This window comes from Adhaeribacter terreus, assembly GCF_042657365.1.
In the GTDB taxonomy this organism is placed as follows: domain Bacteria; phylum Bacteroidota; class Bacteroidia; order Cytophagales; family Hymenobacteraceae; genus Adhaeribacter_A; species Adhaeribacter_A terreus.
Genome location: NZ_JBHSKT010000009.1, coordinates 19,477 through 41,111, shown reverse-complemented (window position 1 = coordinate 41,111; position 21,635 = coordinate 19,477). Strand labels below are relative to the sequence as shown.

The window sequence follows — 21,635 nt, the reverse complement described above, 5'->3', positions numbered from 1 at the left end:
TTAGCAATATTTAAATATTCCGGAAAAAGTACGGCTGCATTCTGAAGCTTTTAAATTACTTTTGCCGGAAATATTAAATAATATGGCTTTATCTGCAAACGTCGAAATTGTAGCTTACCAACCTGTTCACCGCGAAGCTTTCCGCGACCTGAACCACGAATGGATCACGAAATTCTTTGTTTTGGAAGCAGCTGACAATAACATGCTCGACGATCCGGAAGGCTATATTCTGAAAAAAGGCGGTTACATTTTTATGGCTTTGTTGCATGGTGAACCCGTTGGCACGGCGGCGTTAATTAAAAACCCGGATGGTTCTTTTGAACTGGCAAAAATGGCCGTAACCGATAAAGCCAAAGGCCTGAAAATTGGCTATGCACTTGGCAAAGCTGCCCTTGAAAAAGCCCGCGAAATAAATGCGCCGAAAGTAGAATTGCTCTCGAACCGAATACTCACACCTGCCTTAAACCTGTATAAAAAATTAGGCTTTGTGGAAGTGCCCTTACCACCCAATGATTACCAGCGCGCTGATATTAAAATGGAGATTTGTTTCTAAGATTTCAAATTAAAAAAACGGTACTGTTTTATAAACAAAAAGTCACTGCTTGGGGCAGTGACTTTTTTACATTCAGGACATAGCGTTTTATAACGTTACGAGCCTAAAATCAGCGTTCCGAACTCGGATTCCAGGCGTTACCGGAAAGCGGATCGTAATAGCGGTTCTTTGGGTAAACTTCGCTTTCAAAAGGCGTGGCAGTGTTTCCGTAGCCAATATCAGAAGTTCCGGAATACATATCCTGGTCGTAGCCGCTGCCCTGGCGGTACCGGGCGCGCTGCCGCGAACCGTAATGGTCGTAAGGTGGAAATTCCTGATGGCTGCGCAGGTTCAGATCATCGGTAATGCTGCCTTGTGAGGAATTGCTGTAATTGCCGCGGTTATACTGGCTTTCCGAAGTATCGTAAATTTCGTAGCGCGAATCGTCCTGCGAAGGAGCAAAACGGTTGTAACGGCTTGGTTGTCTTTCTTCTGAGTTGCGCCAGCCGCGGGTATTATCTGCTCCCTGCGATCCGTAACGGGTACTGCCGTCGTAACTTTCGCGTTCGCCGGGGGCAAAACTGTTGCGGTCGCGGTAAGCACCATAGATCCGGCGTTCCGGACGATACGCATTTTCGTGGTGGCCGCTGGCCCAGCGTTCATTATTGTAGCCGTTGCGGGAAGAACCGAAGCCAAGCGCGCCGCCGTAACTACCCATAGAACCGGCATTACGCGAAGCGCCGTAAGTTCCGCCGGTACCGTAATCGCTTTGGTGGCGGCCGCGGTCTGCACCGTTGCGCGAATTACCCGCGTGGCCGTAGCTGTAATCGTTACCGTAATTTTCCTGGTTCAGATTCTGGTACGTTTCGCGGTTTTCAGGATTATTATCTAAACGGTAAGCCCCCCTAAATTTTTCGCGTTCGTCGTTTCGGTAATCGATGCGGTTAGGGTGCCACATATCTTCCGGCCGGCGTTGCGGGTCGTTATTTCGGTTCTGGCGGTATTGTTCCTGGTCATCCCACTCGCGGGACTGGTTATAATTTCTATTACGGTTCATAATTTTATTTTTGAGTTTGATCTGGTAAATAAATACGCTTACCTGTAAACGTTTCCGGCCGCTTGCGGTTGTGTAAAAAAAACACTTCAGTTGTAAGCCGCCGGCAATTGGTAAAACCAGATTAATAACCAATTGCTATTGTATTTCTGAAAAACAACATTAACTTTATACGAAGATTTATAGTACATCCATTTTTAAATCTTATACTTCAGAAACCTGGTTACATCTCACCCTTAATCGAGGTATTATGCAGTCTACCCAAGTAATTTGTTTCGAAAATGAATGTTGCAGCCTGGAGCATGACACCGATGCCAACTGCCTTATTCTTAACTGGAAAGGCCTGCTTCCCAGCAAAGCTTTCCGGGAAGTACACCAGCAGGTGCTACACCTGATCCGGAAACATAAAATAAGCAAGCTGATGGGCGATGCCCGCCGCATGAAAACCATTGGCAGCGAAGACGCCAGCTGGATCGAGAACTTCTGGATGCCAAGTGCCATTGTAGCCGGTTTCCGGTACAATGCCATTGTGGAATCGGATTATGTTTTCAACCAGCATTCCCTTAACAGCATCATCGAAAAAGTAGATCCGGAAAGCGTTACGTTCCGCTATTTTAAAGGCCGGGAAGAAGCGCTGCACTGGCTCCGGAACTGCTGAGTTTTTCAGCCCGAAACCCTACCGTTTTTGCTATTTGGTGCGCATATTATTGGCATTGCTGCCGTCTAGTTTGCGCGTATCTTCTTCGTTTTTGGCAGCTACATTTCCTTCTGCCACGGTACCTTCGGGCTTCAGGTCCAGTTCGTCGGTTTTTATATCTTCCAACGGTTCCGGGTTATCGTCGGGCAAACGTTTGCTTTCGTCGGCGTTGGTGATCTGGTCTTTATCGTCGGGGTTATTTAATTCAGCCATGGCTTTCAGAATTTTAGTTTTTTGGTTGAAAAGGATAGCGTTTTTTCTGCTACTACTTAATCATTTTCATTATTGGCGTCGCCGTCGTTGGTGTCGCGGTCTTCGAGGCTTCTTTCAGGATTAGCGGCGCGGGTTCCGTCAAAATTTTCATCGGAAGTTGGTGAACCGCGGCGGTGAGACATCGGGCTCAGATCAGGCGGCGTGGCTTCGCCGGTGGCTCCCTGGTTGGCTAAACGAATAGCTTCCTGGCGCTGAAATTCGGCATCCTGTTCTTCGGGGCTCAATGGTCTTTGGTTTTCTGCATTCATAGTTTCAGAGATTTATACAAGCGTTTTAAATTCACCTGTTTTTACTCCTGTTTCGGGTTTTATGTTTTCCTGCCCGCCTGAAACCACGCCGCCGTGCAACATTTTTTCAGGGCAATAGTTTAAACAATGTCAATTGCTTTAAAAACCAAAACTGAAAACTATGAAAAAGTTATTTTCGCTGTTGTTTGCCTTGCTGCTTACCGGCTCTTTTGTACAGGCGCAAACTTCAGAAACCACAACCAAAGTAAAAGCCAAGGGCGCAATGTCTGAGAACCAGCACATGCAAAACCCGGCCATGAAAGACGGTATTATGATGCAGGGCGGCAAACTGATGATGGTAAATAACGGCGTAGCCGCAGTAATAACCGAAGATCAGACGCTGAGCAACGGCATGATGGTAATGAAAGATGGCAACGTAAAAATGACCGACGGCTCTACCATGATGCTGCACGACGGCGACCACCTGACCATGGAAGGAAAAATTATGCATCACCACCCGAACATGCACGAAGCAGGCCCGGCCAACAAAAGTAAAGGTCACTCTGAACTGGGTAAAACCAAGATGAAACACGACGACGAAACCGGCAAAATGAAAAATGGCAAACCGGCCAAAAGCAAGCTGAAATCTTCGGACGAAAAAATGAAAATGAAAAACAATAAAGGCGAATCTAAAACCAAATACGACGAGTAATTTTGTTTGCCTTTCCTGAAAAAACTGCCCTGCAAACCACGGGGCAGTTTTTTGTTTTAAAGGGCTACCGTTTTTGCCCGTTTAAATTGCGTATCTTTGTTTCTGGAAGCGAAGAAAAATTACGGCATGAAAAACCTGAAAGAAAACGAACGGGAAGTAATAAAACTGATAAACTTTTTCCGGAAACGGGCCGAACGCCTGATAGAAGAAGGCGCTTTGAGCGATGAAGAACAACAGGTTACTACCTCCTGCCAGAAGCTGGAAGAAAGCCTTTACATACACGCTGCCAACCGCGAAGCCGTGCTGGAAAAACGCGACCAGCTGAACACGATCGTGAAAGACAATGCAGCCTGCCCGAAATGCGAAAACAATTCTCATTTGAAATTTGTAACGGTAGAAAAAAACGAACAAGGCTGGAAATCGAACCGCTATAAATGCCGCCGCTGCAACATTGCCTTTACCTGGAATCGCCCGAATAACCCCTGGGATCTGGTGCCGTTCTTAAAAGTGGTAGTAGCCGATATGGACGCTGCCGCGCAGGACGAAAATGAAACGGAACAAGCCCGCCAGGTAGCAGCCTACAACCGCGACATGATGCTGGAAAACCTGGCAAAACTGGAACCGGTACTGCAAAGCTCCGACGAAGAACTGGCCGAAATGGAAGCCCGCGAACGCGAAATGAGCAAACTGATCCACCAGTTCAAAAATTACCTTCTGATAGAAAAAATTAAGCTCGATACCTGGGTAGAACCTAAAAGCCTGCGGGACTAATTTAAATGGTTTAATTGTTAAATTGCTAAATGGTTGAATCGTATTTTAGCACATAGTTTTGCAAGGTGAAATCATACCATTTTTAAGCAATTTTCTCTTAGAGCTCGCATTCTTAAACTTCAAATTTTCGGGTTTGATCAATTTACAATTTAACCATTAAACAATTCAACAATTAATATGGTCGCGATCGGGAATTATAACGAACTGGAAGTAGCGAAATTTGTGGATTTTGGCGTTTACCTCGATTCGGAAGACGGCGAAATTCTGCTGCCACTCAAGTACGTGCCGGAAAATTTAGAGCTCGGCGATAAGCTGAACGTTTTTATTTACCGCGATTCCGAAGACCGCATGATCGCCACTACCCTCAAGCCGAAAGCTACCGTGGGGCAATTTGCTGCGCTGGAAGTAAAAGATTCGAGTAAGATCGGGGCGTTTATGGATTGGGGGCTGGAGAAAGATCTTTTTGTGCCTTTCCATAACCAACGCAATCCCATGCAGCCCGGCGAAAAACACGTGGTTTACATTTACCTCGACGAATCTTCGGACCGGATTGTGGGCTCTGCCAAACTGAACAAATACCTGCAACCGGTTGACGAAGAATTGCAGGAAGGCCAGCAGGTCAAATTGCTTATTGCCGGCACTTCCGAACTGGGTTACAATGTGATCATAAACGATAAATATTCCGGCGTTTTATATCACAACGAAGTTTTCCGGAACCTGGAAACTGGCGATGAAACCAAGGGCTTTATCCGGAAGATCCGCGAAGATGGCAAAATAGATGTGAGCCTGCAGCAAACCGGTTTCGCCGAAGTGAAAGATGCGTCGGAGCAGGTGCTGGATAAACTGAAAGCCGAAGGAGGCACCCTAAACCTTTCCGATAGCAGCGATCCGCAGGATATTTACGCAGTGCTGGGCATGAGCAAAAAAACCTTCAAAAAAGCCATTGGCACGCTTTACCGCGCCGGCAAAGTACGTATAGAACCAGACCGCATTACTTTAACCGGCGAAGAATAATTTCTGCCATAATTTCATTCAGAACCTCACTGCTTTAGAGCGGCGAGGTTTTTTGCTTTTAAAACGGTAGGGTTACGGGCTGAAAAAGTAAAAAATAACTTTAGCGGCACTTTTGAGGTAATGAAAGGCTGAACGGTTATTTTTATTAAACGAAAGAAGCTTATGGTGCCACAAAAAACCGCCCTGATCGCAGGTGCATCCGGCCTGGTAGGGAGTTATTTATTGCGCATGCTTTTGCAGAGCAGCCATTACGATAAAGTAATTTCCGTGGGCCGCCGCAAACTGGAACTCGAACACCCCAAACTGGAACAGCGGATCGTGGATTTTGATAAGCTCGCCGTTACCAACAACCTGATAGCCGACAATATTTTCTGCTGCCTGGGCACCACCATGAAACAAGCCGGTTCAAAGGAAAATTTCTATAAAGTAGATTACACGTACGTAGTAGAACTGGCCAAAGCCACTTCCAAACATTTTGCGCGGCAGTTTCTGGTAGTTTCAGCTATGGGCGCAGATCCGGACTCGAAATTCTACTACAACCGCGTGAAAGGCGACATGGAAAAAGCCGTGAAAGAGCTTCCTTTTACCGCCGTGCATATTTTCCGCCCTTCGCTGCTCACCGGTGACCGCCAGGAAAGCCGCCTTGGTGAAAAGATCGGCGAAGCAGTGCTTTCCGTTCTAAACCCGATCATGCTGGGGCCCCTTAAAAAATACCGCTCCGTTCCGGCCCGTTGCGTAGCCAAAGCCATGTTGCTAACTGCATTAGAAAGCGGCGGCGGCGTAAAAGTTCATGAATCAGATGAGATCGCCAGGATTGGGAAATAGCTAGAAGTTGTTTTTTTATAAGATATTTTTTAATGAATGAGAGAATGGATAATGACTTTTTAACTTTAAAACCATACCGTTTTTGAGAAATTCATTTCCGTCTGTTAAAGTAAACGACAATAATAACTTTCTGACCGGTTTTTCTTCTCAAATCCTTCGATTCAAAACTTCTAAATCCGATCATTCCGAAATTCTGCAATTCCACCGCCTTCACATTTAACCATTCTTTCATTCATTAATTCTCTAATTCAATCATTCAACCCAAACCAAAGCAGCTGCGTACTTCCGGAAGCAATCTAAAAACCGCTTATGGCTTCCAGAAATTTACGTGCTTTATTTCCGCGCGCTACCACTTACGATCCGCAATGGGTGCAACAGCATTCTATGGGCGAAAACGTTTTATTCAACCTCGAAAGTTTAACAGAAAAGCTGAAGCTGAAACCCGGCATGCGCGTGCTCGATCTGGGTTGCGGCAAAGCCATCAGTTCGGTTTTTCTGGCAACGGAATTCGGGGTACAGGTTTGGGCGGTAGATGAAGCTATTCCGGCCACCGAAAATCTGGAACGCATTGAAGAAGGGAAAGTAGCCGACAAGGTTTTTCCGATCCAGGCTGATGCGCGTGCGTTGCCATTTGCGGAAAATTATTTCGATGCCATTATTGTGGTAGATTCTTACACCTATTTCGGCACCGACGAAAAATACCTGCCTTACATTTGCCGCTTTCTGAAACCAGATGGCGTGATTGCTATTGTAGACGTTTGCTTTACCCGCGAAATAGAAACGCTGAAACAGGTGCCCGCATTCCTGCGCAAAGATTTTCAGCATTACTGGTATTTCATTCATTCTGTAGCCTGGTGGAAAAAACTCTGGGAGAAAACCGGCCTCGTAGAAATTACCTGCGCCGAAGAATTGCCGGGCAAAGAACTGGTGCGAAAAGAATACGTGCGCTACTTCGAAGACAAACCTAAAAAAGATGCTTTTGCACGGGCATTAATGCAGGATAAAGAACATCTCATTTCCTTTTTCAGGCTCATCGGGCGGCGCACTTCGCAGGAAGCCTATCTGCAATCTTACAAAAAATAAACTTCACCAATTGTTTTGGTTTTCAGGCCAAAAAAGATAGCGTTTCTGCCTACCCGAAAAAAGTTTTTTTGCGTACAAATGCCTAACTACTCAAGGTTTATGAAAAATTACGCGTCACTTTTAAAGATCATCTTCTGCATTGGCATGTTGGTTTTGCTTGGGTTTAAAGGGCAGGCGCAGCAGCAACAAAAAGGACAGGTCCGCAACCTGAACGGCGGCCCGATCGTGGAATATTACAACAGCGTGGGGCTACGTTTAGGCAACCAGTTTGGCATAACCGGCAAGCATTTTATGCGCGAAGGCAATGCCATAGAAATTATTCTGGGCAGTCACCTGGGCAGAAAAGGTATTACCGGCACGTTCCTGTACGAATTTCACCGCAATGCTTTTGAAGCCAAAAGGTTGCTTTGGTATTATGGCGGCGGCGGCCACGTAGGCTATTACAAATACAACGAATATTACGAACCCGACAATAACCGTTTTAACCGTTCCGGCAGTTTTGTAACCGTTGGCGCAGATGGTATTATTGGCTTGGAATATGGTTTAGGCGTAGTGCCGCTGGCAATAAGCGCCGACGTAAAACCTTACCTGAATTTAATTGGTGGCAATGCGGCCGGCGTTGATGGCTCGGTCTCGATACGGTACGTTTTTTAGCATTTAAAACCTGATAAAAACGCTATGGTTTGGCGTTAAAAAAGTAATGGCGGCCCGTAAGCCGCCATTTTTATTTCAGATTAATGCATTTCCCGTTTAATCTTAAAAAAAACCCGGATTTATCGCGGTAATTCAATATCGAAATAACTGCTGGTGAAGCCACCAAAATAACCGTAGCCTTTTTCAAGATTGCCCAGTACGCGGGTTTGTTCTGCAAAAGGGTTATCGCCGGTCTCGTTATACATTTTCAGGCTTTTCAGGAAACGGTACGAATCTTCAGTAATGCTGTGCACGTAAATGCGGAGGTAGCGCGGCGGCGTAGCGGCATTGCCGTAAAAAAGCATCACGTTGCGGGTAACGTTAATGGTTTTGCCGTTAAACGTTTTATCATCGAAGGGATTGGCGTCGCCGTACAGGATCGGGGAAAAATGGATATTCTGAAATTCTGTGCTTACTCCGATTGCATCATCTTCCATTTCTTCCTGAAATACATCCCGGCCGTTCGCAACGTACCGATCATCGAGCAGGGTGCCGTAAAGCGTATAAAAATTATTTTCGGCGCCGTTATCGGGCAGGCTTATGGTTACGCGGCCTCTTACCTGCGCATAGCTGCCTCCCCCATTCTCTCTACTGGTTTCCAGAAACGTTGCCTGAACCCCGGAAATGCCAGAAGGCATGGTGAGTTTCCCGGTTACGGTTTCATAATTCGGTGCAGAAACGGAGAGCGAATACGTTTGACCCGGCTGGGCCTTAAAGCGCGTAACCGGTTCGTAATAGCCATCATCTGATGCACCATAGCCGAAACCGTTGCCGCGTTTAAAAGTTTCTACCACGTTGCCGTTCTGGTCAGTTACCGTAAGCATGGCATCGTTCACGCCTTTCAGCTCCGAACCGGAATAAATGCTCTGGCTGTGGTTTACATAAGGCTGGTATTGCGGAAATAACTGGTAGAACAAGGTATCGGGTTCCGTATCCGGGAGCATGTAACGCACCGCTAGTTTGGGTGTATGCGCCGGAATTGGTACTTCCACTACGGTTTCGCAGGCGCTGAGTAAGGTTATGCCAAGAAATGCGGCAGCCAGTTGAGCAGTTTTTTGCAACATTTTCATAGCGTTTTAAAACTTAAAGCTTTTAGAGAAAGACGGCAGGATCGGGAATAAACTTACCTGTTTGAAAACCGCCGTTGGCCGGCCATTACCGATATCGTAACCTTCTTCTAAACGCAGGAAATACGGATTTTTACGGTTGTAAGCATTATAAATACTGAAGCTGTTCACGGTTTCGCCCCATTTCTTCTTCTTGGTCTGGTTCAGGCTCAGGTCTAAACGGTGGTAAGGCGCCATCCGGAATTTATTGCGGCTGCCAATGTCTTCTATAGTATTGTAGCTGCCAATGCCGTAACGCGCTTCGGCCAGCGTAACGGCGTTTCCGGTGCCGTAAACCCAGGTGCCTGAAACCGTTATATTTTCCTTCAGCTGGTGCGAAACTACGATGGAAATATCGTGGCGGCGGTCGTATTTATAAGGGTACATTTCGCCGCCATTCAGCTCCGGGAATTTGCGGTTGGCCCAAGCCAGCGTGTAGCCAACCCAACCGGTAGTTTTGCCCAGTTTCTTCTGCACAAAAAATTCCGTACCATAGCTCCAGCCTTCGCCGGAAGTAACTTTATCCTGCCAGTCATTATCGGTGGTGCCTAAAAAATCGGCCCCTTCGCTGTACTCGATCAAGTGGTTCATGGCTTTGTAATAGCTTTCAATGCTTACTTCTACGGCTTCGTCGAATAACGTGCGGGTTACGCCAACGGCAACCTGGTCGGCGAGCTGCGGACGAATTTTGCCGGTAGCCGGAACCCAAAGGTCGGTTGGCAGATTGATTCCGCTATTGGTGAGTAAATGGATGAACTGCGAGGTGCGGGCGTAAGATGCTTTCGCGCTCCAGTCTTCGTTCAGAATAAACCGGGCCGAAAGGCGGGGTTCCAGCGAGTTATAGAGCTTTTTATCTACGTAAAAACCGGCTAAGCGCAAACCTGCATTCACTTTCAGCAGATCGGTAATTCTGATATCATCTTCCACGTAAATGCCGCTTTCATGGCCCAGCGTCTGGGAAAAGAAATTGGTGTTGGCTGCTTCCGGATCCGGATTCGATTCTTCTATCTGCAATGCGCCGGGCTTAAAGCTGTGCTTGATATACTGCGCGCCGAAACGGATGTAATGGTTGGTGCTGGGCGTATAATCGAAATCGGTTTTCAGGCTGAAATCGCGGATGTTGGAGAAATATTTCAGCGCGAATTTTTCGGTTTCCAGCTCGCCCCGGTCGTTGCGGAACTGCGTGGTTTGCTCGTTACCGATATCGAACTGGTATTTGGTGTAGGTAAAATGCGTGTTGGCGAAAAGTTTATTGTTGATAATGCGGTTCCAGCGCAGCGCCGACGTTAAATTTCCCCAACCCACGTGCAATTTATCTTCCAGCTCCGAATCGTCGAAAGAGCCGTAGAATTTATCGTAACCGGTGTAAGCGCTTAAATAAAGGCGGTCGCGCTGGCTGATCTTGTAATTTACCTTGCCGTTCAGGTCGTAAAAATAATACCCGAAAACGCCGTTCTCTTTTTTCATGAAAGGCCGGGCCAGCACATCGATATAGGTGCGACGGGCGGAAATAATGAAAGAGGATTTATCTTCTTTTAACGGACCTTCCATGGTAACTTTAGAAGCAATAATGCCCACCGAAGCTTCGCCCTGAAACTCCTTCATGTTGCCTTCTTTCATGTTAATATCGAGCACCGAAGAAAGCCGCCCGCCGTAACGCGCCGGGAAACCGCCTTTTATCAGTTCCACGTTGTTCAAAGCATCGGCGTTAAAAACCGAGAAAAAACCGAACAAATGCGATGCGTTATACACCGGCGTTCCGTCCAGCAAAATCAGGTTCTGATCGGGGCTGCCGCCGCGTACGTATAAACCGGTGCTGCCTTCGCCGCCGCTTTGCACGCCGGGCAAAAGTTGCAGCGTTTTCAAAACATCTACTTCGCCAAACAAAGCCGGCAAGGTTTTTATCTGCGCAATGGGCACCGAAATGGTACTCATGCGGGTGCTTTCGCGGATCTTTTCTTCTTTAGTGCCCACGATCTCTACCGTTTTCAGTTCGTTGTTGGCCGTCAGGTTGAAGTTTTGCTCCAGGTCTTGGTTCAGGAAAATATTAAAGGAAAGTCGCTCATACCCAAGGTACGAAACGATTAGGTTTACCGAATCCTGGGGCAGCGTGATGCTGTAGAAACCGTAATTATTGGTGGTGGTTCCCTGCCCGGTTTTCGGATTGAAAATTCCTACGCCGATCAGGTTTTCGCCGGTTTGTTTGTCGCGCACGAAGCCGTTGATGGTAAATTTTGCCTGCTGGGCCAGACTGAAACCGGGAGAAAGCATCACGAATAAAAATGCGAAAGCCAGCAGATTTCCCGGTTTGCGAAACAGGTTACGGCGCGTAAAAAACGGTATCATTTATAACGGAAAAAGTAGTTGAGTAAGGCAATCGTTTCCTGATAATGAGGCAAAAACCGACCGAAACGTTGCATGCTTCAGCCGGATTTTTGCAATTCATCACAAGTTAACAATTTCTACTAAATCTTCAGACAAGTTTTCCGTGAACCACCCTTAGTTGCTTTGGAAAAAAACGGTAGGGTTTGGACCGTAAAAAGTGTCGGCATTGCAGCCTGGGACAGTTATCTGAAAATCTGAGGTTTAAATTCTGAAATAATATATTTAAAGCTTGTTCTGAAGCTAAAAATTTAACAATTAGCATGTGCAGTTTCGGAGTTCGTTAACAGGTTCTTGATTCTTATAGGTTATGAAAAAACTAATACTCTTCTTTTTAAGCTTCGGTGTTTGGCTACAGGCGCAAGCCCAGCAACCGCAACTAATCCAGGAACGGAGTTACAAAACAAGCGCTGATGCAAAATTCATTGTAACAAGTGCAGAAGCCAATAACGGTAATATTCTTTATTCCGGCGCGACATTGGTTGGAGCATATGATTATGTAAATTATTTTTTACAGGTTCAGCTAAACACTGATACCCTGTGGATTAGGAAAGGACCAGCCAACCTTGGGCTTTATTACCAAGCCTTGCAGGCAACCCCGGATGGCGGCTATATATTCTTTGGTACAGCCGATCATCCCACGAGGAATTTAACTGGGATTAATTTCTATAAATTAAATGCTGCCGGCTTTGCCCAATGGACCCAGAGTATTTTCTCTACTAATACTGACAATGTACCTTTTACAGCCTTGGTTATGCCTGATAGAGGATATTTAGTCGGAGGTTATTTGCAAAATAGTGGATTTTCTTTGCTTCGGACTGATAGTTTAGGTGTTACTAAATGGATGAAGAATTACACTAAGACTTATCCGCGTGATGCATTGTTAGATTTGAAGTTCACCAGAAGCGGGAAGATCATCGCAGCCGGGATAACGGGTGGTAATTCAAGTAATACCTGGCATCCCCGCATATTATTACTTAATCAAAATGGGGATACCTTAAAAGATAAGCAATTTCAGATCAGAAGCTATAATAATAAGGAGGGCATGATCGCTAACTTTAACAGCATCACCCCGCTTTCTGACGGAGGTTTTTTATATACCGGGTATACCGATACAGCAACAACCAATTACCCAAATGGAACGGATATGGGCATGTTGGTAAAATTAGACAGCAGCCTGAACGTAAAGTGGAGCTATGTACATCGTACCATTAATGTAGATGATTACGCTTTCTCTAAAACTAAAGAACTGGAAGACAGCACGACAGTTGTTTTGGCATTTAACCTGCGGCCGGCCTCCGGCGTTGCTACCAATGAATTTCAGTTATTCCGTTTCCGGGCAAATGGCACCCTTAAAGATGTTTATCCATTCACCAGTAGTATCTGTTCCGATATCCAGGCAATTACTTTAGATGCTCTGCCTGATAGCAGCTTTATGGTTGGCGGAAGATGCAGAAATGGCAATTCCTATGGTTTTTACGTAGCTAAAGTGAAAGTACCAGGCTTGCCACCGGTCGTTCCACCATTTACCATTACTTCAACCAAAAAAGAAACGCTTTTAGCTGGAACAACTCTAGGCCAAAGCTACCCGAACCCAACAGCTGCAGAAGCTATTATTCCCTATTCCCTGCCCAAAAACTACGGCAAAGCCAGCATCATGATCCGGGAAATTGCTACGGGAAGAGAAATCAGGAAGTATGATCTGAAAAGGAACAGCAGCAGCTTAACGGTAGATGTGAGCAATCTGAGTAGTGGTTTGTATCTGTATAGCCTGGAAGTAGATGATAAACCGGTAGCTACGAAGAAACTGGCAGTAATGCAGTAAGCACTTTTTCCGCCCGAAAGCATAGCGTTTTTTAAAGCAAAAATCCCGCTCCTTTTAACAGGCAGCGGGATTTTTGTTTCAGATGCACCGAATTAATGCGGACTGGTCTTTTTGGCGGTTTTCTTCTTTTTCTTTACCACCAGCTCTTCGGTAAACTGAATGATCTTGCCGGCAATGTCGAGTTTGGTGGCTTTTTCGATTCCTTCTAAACCCGGCGAGGAATTTACTTCCAGAATAAGCGGACCGCGTTTGGATTGCAGCATGTCTACGCCGGCAATATCCAGGCCCAGGGTTTTGGCGGCGAGTAAAGCGGCGGCTTTTTCGGCGCGGCTTAGTTTCACCAGGCTGCCGGTGCCGCCACGGTGCAGGTTGCTCCGGAATTCGCCTTCTTTGCCCTGCCGTTTCATGGCGCCAACCACTTCGCCGTTCACAATAAATGCCCGGATATCAGCGCCGTTCGCTTCCCTGATAAATTCCTGCACAATAATGCGGGCTTTTAAATTATGGAACGCTTCAATTACCGATTCAGCCGCTTTCTCGGTTTCGGCTAAAACCACGCCCAAGCCTTGCGTGCCTTCTAATAGTTTAATTACCAAAGGTGCGCCGCCAACCTGGTTTATCAGTTCTTTCACTTTTACGCCGTAATTGGTAAAGGCCGTTTTAGGCATTCCCAGTCCGGCTTTAGATAGGATCTGCAAACAGCGCAGCTTATCGCGGGAACGCACAATGGCCTGCGATTCCACGGGACTTTTTACCTTCATCATTTCAAACTGGCGCACTACAGCCGTGCCGTAAAACGTAACCGAAGCGCCGATGCGCGGAATAATAGCATCGATGCCGGTCAGTTTTTCGCCTTTGTACATAATATATGGGTCGCCGGCTTCTATTATCAGGTCGCACTTTAAATGGTCGAGCACCAGCACATCGTGGCCGCGCTGCTGGGCCGCTTCCACCAGGCGGCGGGTGGAATATAATTTAGCATTCCGTGAAAGGATCGCAATTTTCATAGGTAGTTTTTTTCTCAGTTATCGGAAATTTCGGCGGCCGGTTTCCTGTCCGTAAAAGATCATTTTAAAAATTTAAAACCTAATTTTGAAAAATGATCTGACGGGCAAATATACGGTATCCGGATTGCTCCGGAGGCGGTAATGCCAACTTATTCTTAATTCTTTTTTTCGGATGAACGCTTCTTCAAAATACTTCGCCAGCCTGCAACTAACACCCGGATTCTGGCAAAAGCTGGCGTGGCTGGTGCTGGCCGCCGGTATTTTACTCCGGCTGGCGATCTGGTGGCAGCAACGGCCCGTTCTCCTGGACGAAGCAAACCTTATACGCAATTTTGTAGAAAGGTCTTATTCCGGGCTTTTTCAGAACCTGGATTATGAGCAATACGCGCCGCCGCTTTTTTCGGTAATGGTAAAAGCCAGCCTCGATCTGTTTGGCAATAACGAATTATCGGCCCGGCTTTTTCCTTTATTGTGCAGCATTGCTACGTTGGTTTTATTTTACCGCCTCAGCCGCCGCTTTCTGAACTGGCCGGCTGCAACCGCCGCTTTAGCCTTCGTTGCCTTCGGAAAGATCTTTATAGATTATGCCACGCAGTGCAAACAATACGCTGCTGACGGCCTGGCAACAATACTTTTGCTGGAGCTTTTTTTCCGCATAAGTCCGCCAAAAGGGTTTAACCGGAATACGTTTATCTGGAGCCTGATGGGTGCGGTAATTATCTGGTTTTCTATGCCTTCGGTTTTTACGCTGGCGGGTATTGGCATTTACTGGCTCATCAAAAGCTGGCAACTGAAAAGCAAAAAGGCCTTTTTGGGAAGCGTATTTGCGGGTTGCTGTTGGATATTAAGTTTTGCGATTTACTTTCGTTTACTGCTGCTACAAAACGCCCAATCCGATTACCTGCAGAATTTTCACCGAGATTATTTCCTGGCTTTTCCGCCGCTAAACCTGGCCGATCTGCAGTTACTGGGCAACCAGTTAAACCGCATTGTTTCCAAAGCCATTGGTAAAACCGCGATTGCTGTAATACTTACCGCAATTGCTTTTACCGCCGTGCTGCGGGAAATTGTGCTCCACCGGAAAGAAGCCCGTTACCAGGTAATTTTATGCCTGCTTTTATTGCCAATCTTTTTCTGTTTTGCGGCTTCGGCGCTGAAGTATTATTCTTTGCTGGCGCGGCTTACGTTATTTTTTCTACCCTTGCTTATTCTGCTGGTATTTCTGGGTTTGCAAGGCCTTGCTAAAACCCGCCTGCTTTCCGGAATAATTGCGGTACTGGTAATTATTGTGCTAGGCAATTCGCAGCAACTTACCGCCATTAACCAGCCTTTTCACAGCGATTTTGCCGAAGTGCGTGATGGTTTGCAATTTATTGCCCGCCAGCAGCAACCCGACGAAGTGATTATTGCTTCCGACGATGTGCTGCCGGTTGTGCGCTATTATACACAACATCACCAAACGCCGATCCAGCTTCAAAACGTTGATCTAGCAGCGCTCGGCTATGGAAATTCCTTAGCAACAAAACTCGATTCGCTGCGCCATTTGGGGCACCAAAAAGTATGGGTTGTAGCCAGCATTCATGATCCTGCCTTTGCTGAAATACTGGCCCAACCAGACCGGATCTTAAAACGGGAAGATCATTATTTCAGCTATGCTTTGCTTTATAAACTGCAGTAAGGTGCATCCAAATTTTAAGACTGGCCGGCTTCGCGTTTTTTCTGCTCCAGTTTTAACCGGCGCTTGTAAGCCACATTTTTCCGGGAAACATCTACTATAAAATGGCGGTTTAGAAATACGCGGCCTAAAAGCACGGGGTAACGCATATCGCTGCGGTCGGAAAGGGAAAATTCGGCCTCCATGACTTTATCGAATACCTGAACGGCGGTTTTAATTACGTAACGCTGCTGCACATCTCCGAAGGAATTTTTGATGTCGCGCAGGGCAAATTCCCGGAATTCGAAAACCTTGTTGTTGTAATTCGGGTGACTTTCGTCCATGAATTTACACCGGATCACAATGCTGCCGTCTGCTAGTTTTTCTTCCCGGATATCGGTGCAGTGCAGCGCCGAAGTGTAAGCGCCGGTATCTACTTTGGCTTCAATTTCAAAAAGCTCCAGCTCCGGAAAATCGACCAGTTCGCGGCGGCCGATGGTGCGTTTTTTAGGGCGTTTGTGCATACGGACAAAATATTGTTTCAGGTTTGAAGATACGCTTTCCGGCAGGTTTCGCTGTTAAAATTGGATGCTTTTTTAGTTTTTCGGCCTGAAATGATAGCGTTTTTGAACCTGCCTCCTTATTTAATTCAGTGCGTTGCTCCTACGTTCAAGCTTTGTGCCATTTCTACTGAATAGATCTTAGTTCAAAAGAAATCTATTGCCTGAAACTTCAATCCGCATTTCCAGCCGTTAAAAAACTTCTTTGAGACTGCATTAATCAGTTTAAGCATGAAATCGTATAGCAAATGCCAACTCTTTACTTTTTACCATGAAAAAGCTACCGTTTCTGCTCGCAGCATTCCTGTTTATTTTGTTTCAAGCGCAGGCTCAAAATCTGCGGAAAGGCAGGGGCGCGGGCAAGGTGCAGGAATTAGGACAAGCCGTATTTGAGGGGTTGCAGCACAACCAGTTCAATAACCTGCAAAATTATCTGCCCAACGATACCGAACTGAAGATCCTGAAACGGCGAAGCTCCGAAGATATGCGCCTGGTGCTGGAAAAAACTACGCCCGACAGCATAAAGCAAAACCTACTCCGCGATTTCAACCTCATTCAGGAACAGGCTACCCAAAACATGGTAAACTGGAATGAATGGCAACCAACCGACACAAAAGTCAGCCGCCGCGACCGGAAAAATCCGTTGCTTTACCGCGCTGAAATGGCTTTGGCCCATGCTTCGGGAGCAGAAAATTCCGTGCTTTTTGAAGTGGTGCGGATTCGCGGGCGATACTTTCTATTCAAACAAATGGTTTTTCACCCTAAAAAATAGGCTGTTGGCTTCCTACCAAACGTTGATATAAGCAAAACACCATTCCATTCTTATCATAAGCCAAAAACAAGCACTTTGCACTTCGTATAGTTTAAAATATTCCGTTCTAAAAAACTATAACGAAAACAGACTATGAAAAGAATTTTGACTTTGGTTTTGAGCTTCACTTTAACGCTGGCAGCTTTTGAAAATGCAAGCGCTCAAATGAGTCCGGGCTTATTTGCGAAGAAAAAACCATTACCCAGCACCCGGGGAAAAGGCAGTATAAAAGAGCTTGGCAAGGAAATTCACACAGCCATGCAAACCGGCGATACCGAACGCTTGATGATCTTTATGCCCAGCGAACCGGAACTGAAAGATCTAAAAAAGAATAAACTTACCCCCGATAAAACCAAAGAACTGATAGAAACCGTGAACGCCAGCCAACTGGAAAATAACTTTAAACAGGATCTGGCCACGGTACAAAATCAGTTAGCTGCCGATTCGGTAATACCTGAACAGGCTACTTTTAGTGCTGCTACCGGCCACCGGCCTAAAATTCCGAATGTGATACCGGTAACTGTTACTTTGCTCGATAAACAACAACGCCCCGTTGCTTTAACTTTCGAAGCCCTGAAAATTGATAAACGGGTTTTCCTATTCAGGAATTTGCAAGTTAAACGCGAGATGCAGGCGGTAAATATGGAACCGGCCAAGCCGTAAGTTCTTACTGTGAAAACGCTACCGTTTGCGCATAAAAAAGTCAGGCTGCTCTGAAACGGCCTGGCTTTTTTCGTTTATTGCATAACGTTTTTTGTAGGGCAGCTTGTTATTTTCGCAGATCCGGATGCTGTTTCAGGTAATTACCAACTTCGGCAAGCAAATGGCTGTGGCCGGTTTTCAGGGTTATTACCTGGCAATTGTGCAGGGCTTTGGTAAAAAACTGCAAGCCTGCGGCGGTAATGATCTTATCGAATGTACCCAGGAAAAATACCATCGGAATTTCAGTTCGGTTCAGCAGCTTGATTATAGCAGGCAGGTCGAATTGGAGCAGCCGGAAACTGGTCCAGCTTTTATAGATCTTCAGGCGTTTGGCGGGGCTATTCATCTGGTGCGCTGCGAAACGCAGTATGGCAGGGTGCATTAATTTAAAGCGGTTCAGCACGTTTACAAACTTAAAAAATGGTTGCGGTTTCACCACGGTGCGTTTGAAAAAACCAGCCAACCAACCCGGATAAGTGGCTACGTTATACCAGAAACTGGTCTTAATACCGTCGGGCGCCACCAAAAAAACGCTATAGATTTTCTCCGGAAAACTCTCCAGTATAGTAAGTGCAAACTTCCCTCCCATGCTGAAACCAGCCAATGAAAATTTCTCCAGCTTTTCTTCCTGAAGAAAACGTTGCACTAATTCTATCAGGAAATCTTTGGTAAGCGGCGTGTGGGCTTTATCGAGCCAGCTTTGGCCATGAAAAAACAGGTCGAAGGCGTAAATGGTGTACATTTCTTTAAGCGCTTCAGCCACCGGTACATAATACGAAAGATTTTGCCCAAAACCGTGAAAAGCCAGCAGCACCCGCGGACCGTGCCCGAGTTTCTGATAATGCAGCCTGGTTTTTCCTTCGGTTATAAAAGGCATGGGTTTAATGTGCTAATTGTTTGATGTGGTAATGTACCGAGCAAAATGTTTTGAGACGTAAAGTATTACGTCTCTACAGTTTCAAAACGCTATCATTTTTACCCCAAAAACTCAACAAACTATAACTTTGCTACGCCGCCTGAAACTACGAATTTCATCACTTCGGAACTTGGTAGGTCGAGGTAGCGCACGTTGTCGCGTTTTATGAACCAGAGCTTGCCGGAAATATTGTAGGAATCGGGAAAATAAACGGCTACCAGATCGTCGCGGTGCACGCTGGCCATCGAATCCTGGGTTATGAAACCCATTCGGAAGGCTTCCGGAGATTCCTGCATTTTTACCATTACCGGACAATTGAATTTCTGATTATCGCCTACGAAGGCATCGAAAAGGTCTTTAAGAGACGAATAAATAATGCTTACAATGGGCACTTTGCCGAAAATGCGTTCCGTAATTACCAGAAACGGCCGCACCATAAACGTGGAACCTAAAAAGCCGACCACGGTAAGCAACACTACCACCATAAAAATACCCAGACCAGGAATTCGGCCCAGAAAAGGCATTTCCCCGATATCGAACATGGCATCGAGCCAGGCCACGGAAGCGATAATAATGTAAACGGTTAGCGTGATCGGGGCCATGATCAGGAACCCGTTCAGAAAATATTTAAAGAAACGTTTCATCAGTAAAATGAGAAAATTTGGAAATTTGAAGATTTAAAATGCCGTCCGAGCAACCCAAACGGCTATTTTATTCTCCTTAGCAAGTGTTAGACTTAAAAAACGGGCCAAACAAAAAGCCCTGCAAAAGCAAGGCTTAAAGTTACGAGTTTATATACGTTTGTTGTAATATTAGTTTTTCAGAAAAACCGGAAGCTAAAGCAGACGGGAATGAAGATTAATAATGACTTTTTCGAGCGAAAAGGATAGCGTTTTTTCAGACTTCACAAGTTTAAAACACCTGTGAGGTCTTTTTTCGGCAATGACTTTTTTAACTCAAAACTCTACAGTTTTTTTAAGCTTCCTGCAAACTGATCTCTTTAATACGGTCAGAAACCTGTTGCATGAGCCACATGGGCGTAGAAGTTGCGCCGCATATCCCAACAGAATTGGCGTTTTTAAACCAGCTGGCTTCCAGCTCCAATTCGTTTTCTACAAAGTAGCTTTGCGGATTTTCGCGCTGACAAACGGAATAAAGGGCTTTGCCATTGGAGCTTTTTTTGCCGCTTACAAACACAATTACGTCGTATTCTTTCGCAAATTTCAACAAGTGCGGTTCGCGGTTACTTACCTGGCGGCAAATACTGTCGTTCGCATCGAATTCTTCTATGGAGCCTTGGGCAGCCTGAATCCGTTCTTCGATCAGGCTTTTGATGTGGTAAAAACCTTTGGTGCTCTTGGTGGTCTGGCTGAAAAGCGTAACCGGCCGGCTGAAATCTATTTTTTCAAGATCTTCTTCAGTGGTAATAATAATGGCTTCGTCTCGGGTCTGGCCGGCAATACCAATTACTTCGGCGTGGCCCTGCTGCCCGTAAATCACGATCTGGCCGTTTTGCTGCACCGTAGAATCGTAGGCGTGTTTTACGCGGTTCTGCAGTTTCAACACCACCGGGCACGAAGCATCTATCAGTTCAATGTTGTTTTGTAGCGCGATCTGGTAGGTTTCGGGTGGTTCACCGTGCGCCCGGATCAGCACTTTGCAATCGTGCAGGTCTTTAAGTTGCTCATGGTCTATAATGCGCAAACCTTTATCGTATAAGCGCTTCACTTCCATACTGTTGTGCACAATATCGCCGAGGCAGTAAAGTTCTTCTACTTCCTGCATTTCGTCTTCGGCCATTTGTATGGCGAACTCTACGCCAAAACAATAGCCGGAATTTTTATCGATTACAATTTCCATTCTGAAGCTTACAACACTATTCCTGTTCGGAAAATTCTTTCGTTAATACTTTTGTAGCCACTTTTTCCAACACGAAATCTACCTGTTCATCTATCGCCATAAACGAAGTATCGAGCATTTCAGCATCGGGCGCCTGGCGTAACGGACTTTCAGCCCGGTTAGAATCTATGTGATCGCGCTTTTTCAGGTTTTCGATAATATCGTCCAGATCCACCATTTCGTTTTTAGCGAACAACTCCTGCTGGCGGCGTTTGGCGCGGGTATACGTATCGGCGGTCATGAAAACCTTCACTTCCGCATCAGGAAAAACGGTGGTGCCAATGTCGCGGCCATCCATCACTACGCCGCGTTTGCGGCCCATACGTTGCTGTTCCTTTACCATAGCGTGACGCACCGCCGGAATTACGCTTACTTCACTAACCTTTTCGGTAACGTACATTTTCCGGATCTCATCTTCCACGTTCAGCCCGTTCAGGAACGTTTCGTTGCGGCCGGTCTTCGGATTATGCTTGAAAGAGATTTCGATGTTTTCGAGCGCCAACTTAATACCATGGTCGTCGTTCACATCTATAAAATGATTCAGAAAATAGAGCGTTACGGCCCGGTACATGGCACCCGTATCTATATAACCATAGCCGAGTTCCTTTGCTACAAGTTTGGCCGTAGTGCTTTTGCCGCAGGATGAATGTCCGTCGATGGCAATAACTATTTTCTTCATAAGTTCATTTATTTGGGTGAGAGCAATTAACAGTCTTTCATCGGGCACGGAATTGGTTTTCCGGCTTTGGGCGGTTTACGGTTCTTGTAGGGCGAACGGCTGCAGGCCGTACCAACGAGTAAGGTTACGGTAAGCAGCAACACTAAAAATGAAAATAACTTCCTCATAAGCGCGGAATTTTCCCCAAAGATACGCTAATTTACCTTTTTATTC

The 21,635-nt window shown here is 46.0% G+C and carries 24 protein-coding genes; 12 read left to right on the top strand and 12 right to left on the bottom strand.

Annotated features, from left to right (window positions below; translation table 11 throughout):
• Nucleotides 1-82 precede the first annotated feature (82 nt).
• Entirely contained in the window at nucleotides 83-553 is a 471-nt protein-coding gene (locus tag ACFPIB_RS14400; RefSeq protein WP_378018164.1) for a GNAT family N-acetyltransferase, read from the top strand.
• 109 nt (nucleotides 554-662) lie between these two features.
• On the opposite strand, the gene ACFPIB_RS14395 is transcribed toward ACFPIB_RS14400, so the two are convergent.
• A complete protein-coding gene (locus tag ACFPIB_RS14395) occupies nucleotides 663-1,589 on the bottom strand; it encodes a hypothetical protein (RefSeq protein WP_378018163.1) in 927 nt (308 codons plus the stop codon).
• A 247-nt stretch (nucleotides 1,590-1,836) separates the two neighbouring features.
• Between ACFPIB_RS14395 and ACFPIB_RS14390 the strand changes: the two genes are divergently transcribed.
• The gene (locus ACFPIB_RS14390; RefSeq protein WP_378018162.1) at nucleotides 1,837-2,244 is read left to right on the top strand and encodes a SpoIIAA family protein; all 408 of its coding nucleotides are present in this window, start codon (nucleotides 1,837-1,839) and stop codon (nucleotides 2,242-2,244) included.
• Between the two features lie 30 nt (nucleotides 2,245-2,274).
• Here ACFPIB_RS14390 and ACFPIB_RS14385 read toward each other — a convergent pair whose 3' ends face one another.
• Together ACFPIB_RS14385 and ACFPIB_RS14380 are read right to left on the bottom strand one after the other, a co-directional pair.
• Complete coding sequence (locus ACFPIB_RS14385) at nucleotides 2,275-2,496, bottom strand: hypothetical protein (protein WP_378018161.1); 222 nt, start codon at nucleotides 2,494-2,496, stop codon at nucleotides 2,275-2,277.
• Nucleotides 2,497-2,552: 56 nt separating this feature from the next.
• Nucleotides 2,553-2,804, bottom strand: a complete 252-nt coding sequence (locus ACFPIB_RS14380) for a hypothetical protein (protein WP_378018160.1) — start codon at nucleotides 2,802-2,804, stop codon at nucleotides 2,553-2,555.
• A 160-nt stretch (nucleotides 2,805-2,964) separates the two neighbouring features.
• On the opposite strand from ACFPIB_RS14380, the gene ACFPIB_RS14375 reads away from it, so the two are divergent.
• The 6 genes from ACFPIB_RS14375 to ACFPIB_RS14350 all read left to right on the top strand — a co-directional run bounded on the left by ACFPIB_RS14375 (nucleotide 2,965) and on the right by ACFPIB_RS14350 (nucleotide 7,842).
• Complete coding sequence (locus ACFPIB_RS14375; RefSeq protein WP_378018159.1) at nucleotides 2,965-3,495, top strand: DUF6799 domain-containing protein; 531 nt, start codon at nucleotides 2,965-2,967, stop codon at nucleotides 3,493-3,495.
• Nucleotides 3,496-3,621: 126 nt separating this feature from the next.
• A complete protein-coding gene (locus ACFPIB_RS14370; RefSeq protein WP_378018158.1) occupies nucleotides 3,622-4,266 on the top strand; it encodes a hypothetical protein in 645 nt (214 codons plus the stop codon).
• Nucleotides 4,267-4,443: 177 nt separating this feature from the next.
• Nucleotides 4,444-5,280, top strand: a complete 837-nt coding sequence (locus ACFPIB_RS14365; protein WP_378018157.1) for a CvfB family protein — start codon at nucleotides 4,444-4,446, stop codon at nucleotides 5,278-5,280.
• A gap of 162 nt (nucleotides 5,281-5,442) precedes the next feature.
• Nucleotides 5,443-6,105 (top strand): oxidoreductase, encoded by a 663-nt coding sequence (locus ACFPIB_RS14360; RefSeq protein ID WP_378018156.1) that lies wholly within the window; start codon nucleotides 5,443-5,445, stop codon nucleotides 6,103-6,105.
• 309 nt (nucleotides 6,106-6,414) lie between these two features.
• A complete protein-coding gene (locus ACFPIB_RS14355) occupies nucleotides 6,415-7,188 on the top strand; it encodes an SAM-dependent methyltransferase (RefSeq protein ID WP_378018155.1) in 774 nt (257 codons plus the stop codon).
• Nucleotides 7,189-7,287: 99 nt separating this feature from the next.
• Nucleotides 7,288-7,842, top strand: a complete 555-nt coding sequence (locus tag ACFPIB_RS14350; RefSeq protein ID WP_378018154.1) for a hypothetical protein — start codon at nucleotides 7,288-7,290, stop codon at nucleotides 7,840-7,842.
• Between the two features lie 119 nt (nucleotides 7,843-7,961).
• Here ACFPIB_RS14350 and ACFPIB_RS14345 read toward each other — a convergent pair whose 3' ends face one another.
• Together ACFPIB_RS14345 and ACFPIB_RS14340 are read right to left on the bottom strand one after the other, a co-directional pair.
• A complete protein-coding gene (locus ACFPIB_RS14345; RefSeq protein ID WP_378018153.1) occupies nucleotides 7,962-8,951 on the bottom strand; it encodes a DUF4249 domain-containing protein in 990 nt (329 codons plus the stop codon).
• Between the two features lie 6 nt (nucleotides 8,952-8,957).
• Nucleotides 8,958-11,333, bottom strand: a complete 2,376-nt coding sequence (locus ACFPIB_RS14340; protein ID WP_378018152.1) for a TonB-dependent receptor — start codon at nucleotides 11,331-11,333, stop codon at nucleotides 8,958-8,960.
• Nucleotides 11,334-11,679: 346 nt separating this feature from the next.
• On the opposite strand from ACFPIB_RS14340, the gene ACFPIB_RS14335 reads away from it, so the two are divergent.
• Nucleotides 11,680-13,194 (top strand): T9SS type A sorting domain-containing protein, encoded by a 1,515-nt coding sequence (locus ACFPIB_RS14335; RefSeq protein ID WP_378018151.1) that lies wholly within the window; start codon nucleotides 11,680-11,682, stop codon nucleotides 13,192-13,194.
• Nucleotides 13,195-13,286: 92 nt separating this feature from the next.
• Here the strand turns inward: ACFPIB_RS14335 and rimK are convergent, their stop codons facing one another.
• Complete coding sequence (gene rimK / locus ACFPIB_RS14330) at nucleotides 13,287-14,201, bottom strand: 30S ribosomal protein S6--L-glutamate ligase (RefSeq protein ID WP_378018150.1); 915 nt, start codon at nucleotides 14,199-14,201, stop codon at nucleotides 13,287-13,289.
• A gap of 172 nt (nucleotides 14,202-14,373) precedes the next feature.
• On the opposite strand from rimK, the gene ACFPIB_RS14325 reads away from it, so the two are divergent.
• A complete protein-coding gene (locus ACFPIB_RS14325) occupies nucleotides 14,374-15,879 on the top strand; it encodes a glycosyltransferase family 39 protein (RefSeq protein ID WP_378018149.1) in 1,506 nt (501 codons plus the stop codon).
• Nucleotides 15,880-15,893: 14 nt separating this feature from the next.
• On the opposite strand, the gene ACFPIB_RS14320 is transcribed toward ACFPIB_RS14325, so the two are convergent.
• Nucleotides 15,894-16,379, bottom strand: coding sequence for an ATP-dependent zinc protease family protein (locus tag ACFPIB_RS14320; protein ID WP_378018148.1), 486 nt, complete (start codon nucleotides 16,377-16,379; stop codon nucleotides 15,894-15,896).
• 307 nt (nucleotides 16,380-16,686) lie between these two features.
• On the opposite strand from ACFPIB_RS14320, the gene ACFPIB_RS14315 reads away from it, so the two are divergent.
• The gene (locus ACFPIB_RS14315; protein WP_378018147.1) at nucleotides 16,687-17,187 is read left to right on the top strand and encodes a hypothetical protein; all 501 of its coding nucleotides are present in this window, start codon (nucleotides 16,687-16,689) and stop codon (nucleotides 17,185-17,187) included.
• Between the two features lie 132 nt (nucleotides 17,188-17,319).
• Nucleotides 17,320-17,889: a hypothetical protein gene (locus ACFPIB_RS14310; RefSeq protein WP_378018146.1), complete on the top strand. Its 570-nt coding sequence runs from the start codon at nucleotides 17,320-17,322 to the stop codon at nucleotides 17,887-17,889.
• A 106-nt stretch (nucleotides 17,890-17,995) separates the two neighbouring features.
• Here the strand turns inward: ACFPIB_RS14310 and ACFPIB_RS14305 are convergent, their stop codons facing one another.
• The 5 genes from ACFPIB_RS14305 to ACFPIB_RS14285 form a co-directional block, all read right to left on the bottom strand.
• On the bottom strand, nucleotides 17,996-18,805 hold the full coding sequence (locus ACFPIB_RS14305; protein WP_378018145.1) for an alpha/beta fold hydrolase: 810 nt from the start codon (nucleotides 18,803-18,805) through the stop codon (nucleotides 17,996-17,998).
• A 119-nt stretch (nucleotides 18,806-18,924) separates the two neighbouring features.
• The gene (locus ACFPIB_RS14300; protein ID WP_378018144.1) at nucleotides 18,925-19,488 is read right to left on the bottom strand and encodes a DUF502 domain-containing protein; all 564 of its coding nucleotides are present in this window, start codon (nucleotides 19,486-19,488) and stop codon (nucleotides 18,925-18,927) included.
• 331 nt (nucleotides 19,489-19,819) lie between these two features.
• Nucleotides 19,820-20,704 (bottom strand): 4-hydroxy-3-methylbut-2-enyl diphosphate reductase, encoded by an 885-nt coding sequence (locus tag ACFPIB_RS14295; protein WP_378018143.1) that lies wholly within the window; start codon nucleotides 20,702-20,704, stop codon nucleotides 19,820-19,822.
• Between the two features lie 16 nt (nucleotides 20,705-20,720).
• Complete coding sequence (cmk, locus tag ACFPIB_RS14290) at nucleotides 20,721-21,422, bottom strand: (d)CMP kinase (protein WP_378018142.1); 702 nt, start codon at nucleotides 21,420-21,422, stop codon at nucleotides 20,721-20,723.
• A 26-nt stretch (nucleotides 21,423-21,448) separates the two neighbouring features.
• Complete coding sequence (locus tag ACFPIB_RS14285) at nucleotides 21,449-21,589, bottom strand: hypothetical protein (RefSeq protein ID WP_378018141.1); 141 nt, start codon at nucleotides 21,587-21,589, stop codon at nucleotides 21,449-21,451.
• Nucleotides 21,590-21,635 lie beyond the last annotated feature (46 nt).